We start from the raw sequence: 11,956 nt of genomic DNA, 5'->3' as shown, positions 1-11,956 counted from the left end.
GGAAAGAGAAAAAGACTGCACCAATCGGTACAATCTTTTCATATTATATCTAATTTTTATGCTTGGGGTTTGCGTAGGTAACCATAGACTACACCACTTACGATTGCTCCTACCAAGACAGAGGCAAGGTAAAGAAGGGCATTTGAAGTAAGGGCGATTACAAAGATTCCTCCGTGTGGAGCCATGAGTTTGATTCCAGCAAGACCAACGAGTCCACCTGCTACTGCCGAACCAAGGATAAAGCTTGGAATCGCACGAGCGGGGTCAGCGGCACCAAATGGAATTGCTCCCTCAGTGATAAATGACAAGCCCATGATGATGTTTGTCAAACCAGAGTTGCGTTCTTCCTTAGTGAATTTATTTTTGAAAAGAAGAGTTGCGACAAAGATTGCAAGTGGTGGCACCATTCCTCCAGCCATAACTGCTGCCATGGCTACAGAACCACCTGAAGAAACAGTCGCTGCAAGCGTACCTGTACCAAATACATAAGCCGCTTTGTTAACTGGTCCACCCATGTCAACAGCCATCATTCCACCAAGAACGATACCGAGAAGGACAGCTGAACCGCCTCCAAGACCACCAAGGAAGTCATTCATAGCAGTATTAATTGCTGCCATTGGGATATTCACAGCTAGCATGACAAATCCAGTCAAGATTGTTCCAAGAAGTGGCAAGAGAAGGATTGATTTTGCACCTTCAAGTGAACGAGGAACTTTAACGTATTTCTTGATAGCAAGAACCAAAGCACCTGCGATAAATCCACCAACAAGGGCACCTAGGAAACCAGATGAGACACCTGCAAGAGTTGAAGTTGCTTCACCACCTGCGGCATAAGGAATTTTACCAAAGGCAAAACCTTCTTTGGCAATAGCACCAGCCACGAAACCTGCTACCAAACCTGGTTTTTCAGCGATAGAGTAGGCAACATAACCTGCAAAGACTGGGAGCATCAAACCAAAGGCAGCTCCCCCAATTTTCATGAACATCGAAGCTAGTTCATGATAGGAACCAAGATTTCCAAGATTTTCATTTGGAACTCCCAAAGCACCATCAATCAAGAAGGCAAGGGCAATCATGATACCACCACCGATAACAAATGGCAACATTTGTGACACACCACTCATCAAGTGTTTGTAGAAGGCACCACCAAGGCTTTGTTTTTCGTTAGAGGCTGTTGCAGCTTTTGCACCATTAGCGGCACGGTAGACTTCAGCATCTCCTGAAAGAGCTAAGTTGATCAACTCTTCTGTCTTACGGATACCGTCTGCAACTGGACGATTGATCAATGGTTTGCCATCAAAACGATCCATTTCTACAGCCTTATCTGCTGCGATGATAACAGCTTTAGCCTTACGAATGTCTTCAGCAGTTAGTTGGTTTCCAACACCGCTAGCTCCGTTGGTTTCGACCTTGATACCAACCCCCATTTCAGCAGCCACTTTTTGAAGGGCTTCTTGGGCCATGTAAGTGTGGGCAATACCTGTCGTACAAGCTGTAACAGCCACGATAAAGTCACCAGAGTTATTAGCAGGTGCTTGAACAGGCTCTTCAGTTTTTTCGGAAGCTTTGTCAAAAAGTTCAATGACTTGGTCAGCTGATGTTACTTGACGAAGTTTATCAGCAAAGTCGTCTTTCATCAAGTATTGAGACAATTCTGCCAAGGCTGCCAAGTGAGTATCATTGGCACCTTCTGGAGCCGCAATCATGAAGAAGAGGTCAGTTGCTTGTCCATCCAAGCTCTCATAATCAACACCCTTATTTGACTTAGCAAAGAGAACAGTCGCTTCTTTGACAGCAGCGTTTTTGCTGTGAGGCATTGCGATTCCGTCACCCAAACCTGTAGAAGTCAGAGCTTCACGCGCCAAAATACCTTCTTTAAAGGTTTCAAAATCCGTCACATAACCGTGATCTACCAAGCTTTTAATCATCTCTTCGATGACAGCAGTTTTTTCAGTTGCCTGCAAATCTAGCAACATGACATCTTTTCTCAATAGGTCTTGAATTTTCATCTTTTTTCTACCTCAACTTTTTCATATGTTTCTTTAATAAATTCCGCTGTTGCCAAGTCATCCGAGAAGGTCGTTGCTGTTCCGCAAGCTACTCCCCATTTGAAGGCTTCTACTGCGTCTTTTGATTTGACAAATTCACCTGTAAATCCAGCGACCATAGAATCACCAGCCCCAACTGAATTTTTCACTGTCCCTTTGATTGGTTTAGCAAAGTATGCTCCCTCAGATGTGACAAGAAGGGCACCTTCACCAGCCATAGAGATAATGACGTTTTGGGCACCTTTAGACAGCAATTCTCGAGCATATTTCTCGATTTGATCCAAACTTTCAAGTTTAACACCAAAAATCGCTCCTAATTCATGATTGTTTGGTTTGACTAGAAGTGGTTGATAATCCAAACTATCAATCAAGGTCTGTCCTTCAAAGTCGCAAACCACTTGCGCACCAGTCTGGCGCGTCAAGGCAATCAAATCCTTGTAGATGATATTACCTAGGTTTTTAGCACTTGAACCTGCAAATACAACTGTATCTTCTGCTGTTAAACTTGAAAGAATAGCTTTCAATTCTTCTAACTGAGCTGGTTCAACAGTTGGACCCCTTCCGTTGATTTCTGTTTCTTGGTCTGCTTTGATTTTAACATTGATACGAGTATCTTCTGCTACTTGGACAAAACGCGTTTCGATTTCCTCTTCTGCCAAAGTATCTGTGATAAATTTACCAGTAAAACCTCCGATAAATCCAGTCGCTGTATTTGGAATATCCAAGCGTTTCAAGACACGACTGACATTGATTCCTTTCCCACCAGCAAACTTATCATCACTATCCATACGATTGACACTACCGACTTGGACTTGGTCCAAACGAACGATATAGTCAATGGATGGATTGAGTGTGACTGTATAAATCATACTTCTATTACCTCCGTTTTCTCCTTAATAGCCTGCAAGAGCTCATGCCCTTGACTTGTGATAACAATAGCTCGTTTGAGTGGTGCTACCTTGGCAAAGCAAGTTTGTCCAATTTTTGACGAATCCACCAAGACATAGGTCTGTTTGGCATTCTCTAAAATAGCGCGCTTCACAGCACCCTCTTCCATATCAGGAGTTGTATAATAGCCATCGTCCACACCATTCATCCCGATAAAGGCACGATCAAAGTGCAATTGGTTAATCTGGTTAAGAGCAACGCCCCCGATGCTAGCATCTGTTGCCATCTTGACACTTCCTCCAACCATGACAGTTGGAATCTGCTTTTCAACCAACTGTGCGGCATGGTGAATCGAGTTGGTCACGACTGTAACATTCTTATTGACCAATTCATGAATCAAAAAAGCAGTTGTTGTTCCAGCATCGATAAAGATGACATCTTGTTCCTTGATGAGAGAGGCTGCTTTCTGAGCCAGCAACTTCTTCTCTTGAAGGTTTTTGACAGATTTTTCTTGAATGGTTTCTTCTTCCTGCAAGGAATGGGGCAATTCTGCTCCACCATGCACGCGACGAAGCTTGTTTTCCGCTTCCAACTCATCCAAATCTCTTCGAACCGTTGATTCTGAGGTCTCTAGCAAACTAACTAATTTTTCTAGAGAAACTACATGATGTTGATTTAACTCCTCTAAAATCAGTTGCTTCCGCTCTGTTTTTAACACCGAATCACCTCCTGTTATCGTTTACACTATTCATTCTATCACACTTTATTTAAAAGTCAAGCATTTTTTATCATTTTCTTTCAAAATCTATCATTTTCCTTATTTCTAGAATTTTTATTGCAAGATAAGGGCCTTTATGGTAGACTATTTGAGTAAGTATTGGAAGATTACTCAAGAGGCTTAAGAGGCCGTGTTGGAAACGCGGTAGGCGTGTAACAGCGTGCGTGGGTTCGAATCCCATGTCTTCCGTTTATTTTAAAAAAGATACCCAAGAAATCTTGGGTATCTTTTTTCTTATATGCTTGTTTTATAACTCGGGTGAATTTCTTAGAAAATATCAAATAACAATTTCACATTGAGAATTGTTAAGATAATGGAAACGATATAGCCAAGGATGGTATTCCATTTGGCATTGGTAAATTCTCCCATCAGTGATTTCTTAGAAGTTAGATAAATCAGTGGGAAGATTGAAAATGGAAGAGCAATCGAAAGAAAGACTTGTGAATAAACCAATAACTGATCTAATGTTTTTTCCTGATGACCAAACAGAACCGCTACAATCATGACAGGCAACAAGGCAAAGAGACGAGTTGCCAAACGAATGAACCATTGAGGTAATCTCATATGCAAGAAACCTTCCATAACGATTTGTCCAGTCAAGGTACCCGTAATTGTCGAATTTTGACCACTGGCTAATAAAGCCAAGGCAAACAAGGTTGATAAGGTCGAGCTAGCTATAGCTCCTGCAATAGTAGAATCCTGCAAGGCATTATACATTTGAGAGAAGGCAGAAATCTCAGATGCATGGCCGAAAAAGAGAGCCGCCCCGAGAATTAATAGAAGGGAGTTAACCACAAAGGCCAAGGATAATTGGAGATTTGAATCCCAGGTCATAAAGCGCACGGCTTTTCGAACATCATTCTTGTCCTTGTGATTGATTTTCCGAGTTTGTGACAAGGAAGAATGCAAATAGAGGTTATGGGGCATAACCGTTGCTCCCACGATCCCTAGTGCCAAGGTTAATTGACTTTCATGCCCTGGCAAGGGACTTTCAAATAAGGTTGCATTCGGTAGATAACCCTCAACGATTCCTTGGAAGCTTGGATGTGACAAAGCTACCAGATAGGTAAAAATTGCTAGAATGGTTAAAATCAGTGTTGTCACAATAGCTTCAATCTTCTTAAAGCCAAATTTCATCAGAAGCAATAAGAGAAAAACATCCAACACGGTCAAGAGAATTGCTATCATAATCGGAATCTTAAAGAGAAGATTGAGAGCAATCGCTGAACCTAGAACTTCTGCCAGATCTGTCGCCATCAAGGCTAATTCTAAAATCACCCATAGACTATAACGAAGCCATTTAGGTGAATGATGAGCCGTTGCTTGAGCCAGGTCCATCTGGGTTACAATACCAAGCTTTCCTGCCATCTGCTGAAGTTGCATGGCAATGAGAGATGAAATCAAGATAACAAACAAGAGACTATACTTATAGGAAGCACCACCGACTACACTGGTAATCCAGTTTCCTGGATCCATATAACCAACTGCGACAAGAGCACCCGGACCTAAAAAGGCATTTAAATTTTGCCAGAAATGATTGTTATTTGGAGTATCGATAGATTGATTAATCTCAGAGAGTGACACTTTTTTATGAGAAGACATAGATACTTACCTCTTTCTAAACCTACTTTTTCATTATTTTCTATTAGAGAAAAATAAGATTGACTTTAAACTATTAAAACAATGAAAACTATATGAAAAACATTTAGTTTTTTCATTATTTTTCTTAAGGCACCTTAATATTTTTCTTAAGGCACCTTAATTATAACACAAAAAATGAAAACTATATGAAAAACATTTAGTTTTTTCATTATTTTTCTTAAGGCACCTTAATTATAACAGAAAATATGATAAAAACTTAAGAAAATTCAGGACTTGATTTAATATTTAGGATACAACAAAATGTTGTATTCTTTTTTTGCAAAAGAATACCAAAGAATAAAATAAAAAACGTTGTAAAAACAACGTTTTAGAAAGATTTACAAAACAATGTAAATTATCAATGGAGCCGGTGGGAGTCGAACCCACGTCCAAACATCTGCTAACATATTTGTCTACAACCATAGGTTATGTATTCGTTTAACAGTCCCTCGACACATAACTCAAGCCTAGAAACCGCGAGTCTATCAATCTCTTATCAAGCCGCTAGACAAGACTTGATCGTATCTCGCTAATAATAAGACCTGTCATTGAACACGAGCAATCCAAATCGGGTCACGCCTGCTGGTTTTTAGGCAGCTAGAGCGTAAGAAGTGTTATTTTTTGCAGTTATATTTAACTGAGCGTTTACGTCGCCACACGAGTCGCAAAATATGCCTCATAATGCCTGTCGAATCCGTAACGACCCCAAAAGACAATAAAACCATTATACCTTATCTAACACAAAAATGCAAAAAGGAAAGCAATTAACTACAAAAGATAGTCTTTCAAAGATTTTGTCAAAACCTGATAACCAGCAACACTAAGGTGCAACCCATCAGTTGTATAATCTTTTTTGAGTTGACCTGCCTGGTCTGTCAAACTATCAAAAACTGGCACAAATTCTACCTGCATATAGGCAGAAGCAAGCTCTTGATAGGCTTGATTCCATTTCTGAATTTTTTCATTCGTGCGGATATAGACTGTCTGCTTGTACTCTTCTCCCTCATTGACTGGCAAAATAGAAAGCAATTTAATCTCAGTCAATGGATAATCGCGAGCAATGGATTGTATGATAGCTTCGAGGTTATTGAGAGCCTCATTCACAGGCACATCTTTTCCGATATCATTTGTCCCAATCAAAAGGACAATTTTATCTACCGCCCCACCGTACAGATGCGCATCTAGATTTTCTAGTAACAGCCCTGTCTGATAACCTCTAATACCTCGATTGACAATCGTCTTTGAAGTACCAAACAACTCCTGCAGAGGATAATATTCGACAATGGAATCCCCAATAAAGAGAATATCTGGCTCTACAACTGAAACCTGATTTAGATGACGATACTTGGTTTGGATTTTTTCTTGTTCCTTTAGTAACCAATTTTCTAATAACTGTACTGCCACTTCATTCTCCTTTTTCTAACCAGTTTTCCAAGACTTGGTAAACTCCTCCTTGGCTGTTGGCTGGCGCTAGAGCAGTCGCCACAGCTTTGGCTTTATCATCAGCATTTTCCATCGCATAGGCAATCCCAGCCATTTCAAGCATTTCAACATCATTTTCACTGTCACCAAAAGCCATGATTTGTTGGGGGTTCAAGTCCCAGCGCTTGAGTAATTCTTCCAAGCCCCATGCTTTATGAATTCCAGCTTGGAGGATATCAATGCAACCATAGCCACTCGATACAGCACGAACACGGCCATCAAAGAGGTCATTGATTTCTTCCAAAACCGAACTCAAACGTTCCTCACCAACAACCATACTCATCTTGAGCACACCACCAAAGAGGTCAGAGGTTAATTCATCCACAAACTGCATCCGTTGGTAGAATTTTTCAATCATTTCTGGAGTCATAAAACTTTCAAGGTCTGTAAAAATCGTACCTTCCTTGACGAAACCACCCTTCATCCCCGTTACAACAAACTGGTCCTGACACGCTCGATTCTTGAAATGAGCCAAAGCCTTATCGACAATGGCATCATCCCAAGTCTGAGCCTGAATCAGTTCATTGTTTTCAAATATACGAGCACCGTTGGCAACAACCAGAACCACTCGATTCACCAAGTGCTCCAGTAGTTGCCTCATGCGGTGAATTTCATTGCCCGTCGCGATGACAAAACGAATGCCCCTTTTATCCAACTGATCTAAAATCTTTTCCAATCGTGGGAGATCCAGCTGGCCTCTAGTATCCAGCAAGGTTCCATCCATATCTGTCGCAATTACTTTAATCGTCATTTACTTTCCTCTGGATTCAAACTAATCCCACTTCAATCCCACATGTTCGTTCATTTCTTTATAGGCTGTATCAATTCGTTCCTTAGTCGCTTCATCTAATTGATCACGATGACTGCCACCCTCGATAAAATCTTCCAAGATATAGGTTTGATAATGATATAAAGGATAGCCTTCTGGTGAAAAGGTTCCCTTTGGTGTTCGATTGACCCAAGTAGGATGAGCTTTAGCTGTTTCGATAGTTGTTTTTCCATCCTTCTTCTTAATGGTTACATCCATGAGAACGCCACGTTCAGTCCACTTAGCATTTTCTTCATCTCCCATAGATTCAATCCGTTGATTGGAAATGAAGTTCCCCATTGAATAGATAATGAGTTTCTTTTCTCCATCTTTTTCAACCGTTTCAGATGGTTCAACAACGTGAGGATGCCCTCCAAAGATAATATCCGCTCCCCAATCGATCATCTTGTGATAAAGAGCTTTTTGTTCTTCAGTTGGTTCCAATCGATACTCAACACCCATCTGAGGCATGATAATGGTGATATCTGCTTCCTTCTCTGCCCGTTCAATTTCAGCCTTCATCTTATCTTCGTTTAAATCTGAAAGATAACGATTATAGTCTTCCTGAGAAATATACTGCTCAATTCCATTGAATCCATAAGAATAGGCCAAAAGAGCAACCTTGATCCCATTCACTTCCTTAATGACCAGCGGAGCCTGATCACGTGGTTCATGCGTATAAACTCCGATTGGAGTGATTCCGGCTTTCTCAATAATATCGGCCGTTGAAATAACTCCCTCAATTTGCGAATCCAAAATATGATTATGAGCTAAATCCAGCACATGATAACCCGCATCCTTAATGGCATCCATAACTTCAGCAGGAGCATTAAAGAGAGGATAACCCGCTAAATAATGATCCTTATTGATGGTTCCTTCAAAATCACCAATAGCTAAATCTGCTTGCTTGAGCCAAGGCGTCACATACTCAAAATTCTCATGAAAGTCATAGGTACCGTCTTCTTTTTTAGCTGAAAAGAAAAGTCCATCGTGGTAGAGCAAATCCCCGTTGGCCATAATTCTGGCAGATTTTTCCTCTTCCTGCTCCTGAGACTTCTGCTTAGTCCCTTCTTGAGAAATAGTATCTCGTTTTTGACTGGTCAGAGGCATGCCTTGGAAACTTTCAAACAACAAGACCAAGCCCATTGATAAAGCAACTGCTAGCAAGAGTACCGCCACAAATCCTTTATTGCTCCACCTGCGATAACTCCTAAAAAAGTTTACCAAGCCCTTCATAAAACGAAAAGCTAAACCACCCTGATTTCTATCTTGTCTTCTTTTCATCTTCATTCTCCCTACTTTCTTATGCAAGCCTTTTCTTTTTATTATATCATAGATAAGTAATTCTTTCACAATTGATACTCTTCGAAAATCAAATTCAAACCACGTCAGCGTCGCCTTACCGTATATATGTTACTGACTTCGTCAGTTCTATCTGCAACCTCAAAACAGTTTTTTTGAGCAACCTGCGGCTAGCTTCCTAGTTTGCTCTTTGATTTTCATTGAGTATGAATTGAACATCCTATCTATTTTCTATAAATCCTAAAGGCTGTAATACTTTCAATCCTTGTCATTTTGTGTTATCATGTAGAGGTAATGAAAGGAGAGAAAATGTCTGCTATAGAACGTATTACAAAAGCTGCTCACTTAATTGATATGAACGATATTATTCGCGAGGGGAATCCTACTCTACGCGCGGTTGCTGAGGAAGTCACTTTCCCCCTATCTGACCAAGAAATCATCCTTGGCGAAAAGATGATGCAATTCCTCAAACATTCCCAAGATCCTGTCATGGCTGAAAAGATGGGGCTCCGCGGTGGGGTTGGACTTGCTGCTCCTCAGTTGGATATCTCAAAACGCATTATCGCTGTTTTGGTGCCTAATATTGTCGAAGAAGGCGAAACTCCAGAGGAAGCTTACGACTTGCAAGCTATTATGTACAATCCAAAAATCGTCTCTCACTCTGTTCAAGACGCTGCTCTTGGCGAAGGAGAAGGGTGCCTTTCTGTTGACCGCAACGTGCCTGGCTATGTTGTTCGCCATGCCCGCGTTACTGTTGACTACTTTGACAAGGATGGAGAAAAGCACCGTATCAAACTCAAAGGCTACAACTCCATCGTTGTTCAGCATGAAATTGACCACATTAACGGAATCATGTTTTACGATCGTATCAATGAAAAAGACCCATTTGAAGTTAAAGATGGTTTACTAATTCTAGAATAAAGAAAATCCCGTTGCAAGACGGGGTTTTGTGTTATAATAGAGGCATGAAAACAAATGATATTGTCTATGGCGTCCACGCCGTTACCGAAGCCCTCCTTGCAAACACAGGAAACAAACTCTACCTCCAAGAAGATCTCCGGGGTAAGAATGTTGAGAAAGTCAAGGAGCTGGCTACAGAAAAGAAGGTGTCCATTTCTTGGACTTCAAAAAAATCTCTCTCTGAGATGACTGAAGGTGCTGTCCACCAAGGTTTTGTTCTACGAGTATCTGAATTTGCCTATAGCGAGTTGGATCACATCCTAGCAAAAACACGCCAAGAAGAAAATTCACTTCTATTGATTCTGGACGGGTTAACTGATCCTCACAACTTAGGCTCCATCTTAAGAACCGCTGATGCGACCAATGTTTCAGGTGTCATCATTCCCAAGCACCGTGCTGTCGGAGTAACTCCTGTCGTTGCCAAAACGGCCACAGGTGCTATTGAACACGTTCCCATTGCCCGAGTAACCAACCTCAGTCAAACCTTAGACAAACTCAAGGATGAAGGCTTCTGGACCTTTGGAACGGATATGAACGGTACTCCTTGCCACAAGTGGAATACAAAAGGGAAAATCGCCCTCATCATTGGAAATGAAGGAAAAGGTATCTCTAGCAACATCAAAAAACAGGTTGATGAAATGATTACCATTCCCATGAATGGACATGTTCAAAGTCTCAATGCCAGTGTTGCTGCAGCCATTCTCATGTACGAAGTTTTCCGAAATAGACTATAAAAAAGTTTCCAGTCATCTGATTGGAAACTTTTTTATGATTAACTATGTTCTGTGATAAATTTATAGGCTTCTTGACCAGCGATAGCTCCATCTCCAACTGCTGTTGTCACTTGGCGAAGATCTTTCAAACGAACATCTCCAACTGCAAAGATACCATCAACTGCAGTCTTCATGTGATTATCTGTCACAATCCATCCAGCCTTGTCTTGAATATTCAATTCTTTAACAAAATCGCTAACAGGGTCCAAACCAACATAGATAAAGACACCACCGAAGGCTTGCTCTGTCACTTGACCTGTTTTCACATTTTCAAAAACGACAGATTCTACTCGGTTTTCACCCTTGATTTCCTTCACTACAGAATCCCAGATAAAGCTGATTTTCTCATTCGCAAAGGCGCGGTCTTGTAAAACCTTTTGGGCACGAAGTTGGTCACGACGGTGAACAATGGTAACAGTCTTAGCAAAGCGAGTCAAGAAGAGGGCTTCTTCAACAGCCGAATCTCCACCACCAACTACCAACAAATCTTGGTCACGGAAGAAAGCACCATCACACACGGCACAGTAAGAAACACCACGACTGTTCAGTTCTTCTTCTCCAGGTACTCCCAAAGGACGGTGTTTAGAACCAGTTGCTACGATAACGGTACGTGTTTCATATGTTTGGTCATCAGTCATCACTTTCTTAAAATCACCATGGTCTTCTACATTTTCAACATAACCATAAATGTGCTCAACACCAAGATTTTCAAGAGGTTCAAACATTTTTTCTGCCAATTCTGGCCCACTAATATTAGCGTATCCTGGATAATTTTCAATATCCGATGTATTATTCATCTGACCGCCTGGCAGACCACCTTCAATCAAGGCTACTTTCAAATTGCTTCGAGCAGCATACAAGGCTGCAGTCATACCTGCAGGTCCAGCACCGATAATAATAGTATCGTACATATAGATTCCTTCTTTCTTGTTGTAACTATCTTTATTCTAACTCTTTCTTATCAATCAAGCAAGGATTATGCCTTGAAAACAAGAATTAAACTCATAACCGCAAAGGATAATACTGGAACAACCAAGACCCCAATCATAATCATATCATAGAGATGGGCTTGGCGAGCCTTGGCTGTCTTATCAACTCCCGACATGGCTCTCAGTCCAATCCAAATCCCTAAAAAAATCAGGACGAGGATGGTGGTCAAGATCAAACTCTCGAAATATAAAGAAAATAGTTGCAGTAGCATGATTTCTCTCATTTCTATCTTTTTTAAAGAGTAAACTCAGCTAGTCCAGCTAACTGAGTTTTTCTTTATCTATTA

Annotated in this window: 11 protein-coding genes, 1 tRNA gene and 1 other RNA gene; 3 read left to right on the top strand and 10 right to left on the bottom strand. The window is 40.9% G+C overall.

What is annotated here, in order from left to right:
* Positions 1 to 56 precede the first annotated feature (56 nt).
* From RYL77_RS01165 to RYL77_RS01155, 3 genes are read right to left on the bottom strand one after another with little or no spacing between them, the layout of a single operon-like run.
* The gene (locus tag RYL77_RS01165; protein ID WP_315009223.1) at positions 57 to 2,009 is read right to left on the bottom strand and encodes a fructose-specific PTS transporter subunit EIIC; all 1,953 of its coding nucleotides are present in this window, start codon (positions 2,007 to 2,009) and stop codon (positions 57 to 59) included.
* The gene (gene pfkB / locus RYL77_RS01160) at positions 2,006 to 2,917 is read right to left on the bottom strand and encodes a 1-phosphofructokinase (protein ID WP_315009221.1); all 912 of its coding nucleotides are present in this window, start codon (positions 2,915 to 2,917) and stop codon (positions 2,006 to 2,008) included. The genes RYL77_RS01165 and pfkB overlap by 4 nt, the downstream gene beginning before the upstream one ends.
* Positions 2,914 to 3,654, bottom strand: a complete 741-nt coding sequence (locus RYL77_RS01155; protein WP_000920654.1) for a DeoR/GlpR family DNA-binding transcription regulator — start codon at positions 3,652 to 3,654, stop codon at positions 2,914 to 2,916. Before RYL77_RS01155 ends, pfkB begins: the two co-directional genes overlap by 4 nt.
* A 161-nt stretch (positions 3,655 to 3,815) precedes the next feature.
* Here RYL77_RS01155 and RYL77_RS01150 point away from each other — a divergent pair.
* Positions 3,816 to 3,903 (top strand) — tRNA-Ser (locus RYL77_RS01150).
* 78 nt (positions 3,904 to 3,981) lie between these two features.
* Here the strand turns inward: RYL77_RS01150 and RYL77_RS01145 are convergent.
* The 5 genes from RYL77_RS01145 to RYL77_RS01125 all read right to left on the bottom strand — a co-directional run bounded on the left by RYL77_RS01145 (position 3,982) and on the right by RYL77_RS01125 (position 8,929).
* Positions 3,982 to 5,316 (bottom strand): Nramp family divalent metal transporter, encoded by a 1,335-nt coding sequence (locus tag RYL77_RS01145; RefSeq protein WP_000094601.1) that lies wholly within the window; start codon positions 5,314 to 5,316, stop codon positions 3,982 to 3,984.
* Between the two features lie 398 nt (positions 5,317 to 5,714).
* Positions 5,715 to 6,062: a transfer-messenger RNA gene (gene ssrA / locus RYL77_RS01140) on the bottom strand.
* A gap of 61 nt (positions 6,063 to 6,123) precedes the next feature.
* Positions 6,124 to 6,759, bottom strand: a complete 636-nt coding sequence (locus RYL77_RS01135) for an SGNH/GDSL hydrolase family protein (protein WP_000290665.1) — start codon at positions 6,757 to 6,759, stop codon at positions 6,124 to 6,126.
* 1 nt (position 6,760) lies between these two features.
* Entirely contained in the window at positions 6,761 to 7,588 is an 828-nt protein-coding gene (locus tag RYL77_RS01130; protein WP_315009218.1) for an HAD family hydrolase, read from the bottom strand.
* Between the two features lie 21 nt (positions 7,589 to 7,609).
* A complete protein-coding gene (locus RYL77_RS01125) occupies positions 7,610 to 8,929 on the bottom strand; it encodes a CapA family protein (protein WP_315009216.1) in 1,320 nt (439 codons plus the stop codon).
* 327 nt (positions 8,930 to 9,256) lie between these two features.
* On the opposite strand from RYL77_RS01125, the gene def reads away from it, so the two are divergent.
* Entirely contained in the window at positions 9,257 to 9,868 is a 612-nt protein-coding gene (def, locus tag RYL77_RS01120) for a peptide deformylase (RefSeq protein WP_060805483.1), read from the top strand.
* A 44-nt stretch (positions 9,869 to 9,912) separates the two neighbouring features.
* Positions 9,913 to 10,641, top strand: coding sequence for a 23S rRNA (guanosine(2251)-2'-O)-methyltransferase RlmB (rlmB, locus tag RYL77_RS01115; RefSeq protein ID WP_261233245.1), 729 nt, complete (start codon positions 9,913 to 9,915; stop codon positions 10,639 to 10,641).
* 38 nt (positions 10,642 to 10,679) lie between these two features.
* Here the strand turns inward: rlmB and trxB are convergent, their stop codons facing one another.
* Positions 10,680 to 11,591, bottom strand: a complete 912-nt coding sequence (gene trxB, locus RYL77_RS01110; protein WP_261059899.1) for a thioredoxin-disulfide reductase — start codon at positions 11,589 to 11,591, stop codon at positions 10,680 to 10,682.
* A 65-nt stretch (positions 11,592 to 11,656) separates the two neighbouring features.
* On the bottom strand, positions 11,657 to 11,881 hold the full coding sequence (locus RYL77_RS01105) for a DUF4059 family protein (RefSeq protein WP_000926599.1): 225 nt from the start codon (positions 11,879 to 11,881) through the stop codon (positions 11,657 to 11,659).
* Positions 11,882 to 11,956: the final 75 nt, after the last annotated feature.

Source organism: uncultured Streptococcus sp. (assembly GCF_963516515.1).
Classification (GTDB): Bacteria; Bacillota; Bacilli; order Lactobacillales; family Streptococcaceae; genus Streptococcus.
The sequence above is the reverse complement of the archived record's forward strand: the minus strand, read 5'-3'. Positions and strand labels throughout refer to the sequence as shown.

Excerpts from the sequence above, each read along its gene's own strand:
- def (WP_060805483.1), top strand. The coding sequence starts at position 9,257 with ATGTCTGCTATAGAACGTATTACAAAAGCTGCTCACTTAATTGATATG.
- RYL77_RS01145 (WP_000094601.1), bottom strand. The coding sequence starts at position 5,316 with ATGTCTTCTCATAAAAAAGTGTCACTCTCTGAGATTAATCAATCTATC.
- RYL77_RS01125 (WP_315009216.1), bottom strand. The coding sequence starts at position 8,929 with ATGAAAAGAAGACAAGATAGAAATCAGGGTGGTTTAGCTTTTCGTTTT.
- RYL77_RS01130 (WP_315009218.1), bottom strand. The coding sequence starts at position 7,588 with ATGACGATTAAAGTAATTGCGACAGATATGGATGGAACCTTGCTGGAT.
- RYL77_RS01165 (WP_315009223.1), bottom strand. The coding sequence starts at position 2,009 with ATGAAAATTCAAGACCTATTGAGAAAAGATGTCATGTTGCTAGATTTG.
- trxB (WP_261059899.1), bottom strand. The coding sequence starts at position 11,591 with ATGTACGATACTATTATTATCGGTGCTGGACCTGCAGGTATGACTGCA.
- RYL77_RS01105 (WP_000926599.1), bottom strand. The coding sequence starts at position 11,881 with ATGCTACTGCAACTATTTTCTTTATATTTCGAGAGTTTGATCTTGACC.
- rlmB (WP_261233245.1), top strand. The coding sequence starts at position 9,913 with ATGAAAACAAATGATATTGTCTATGGCGTCCACGCCGTTACCGAAGCC.
- pfkB (WP_315009221.1), bottom strand. The coding sequence starts at position 2,917 with ATGATTTATACAGTCACACTCAATCCATCCATTGACTATATCGTTCGT.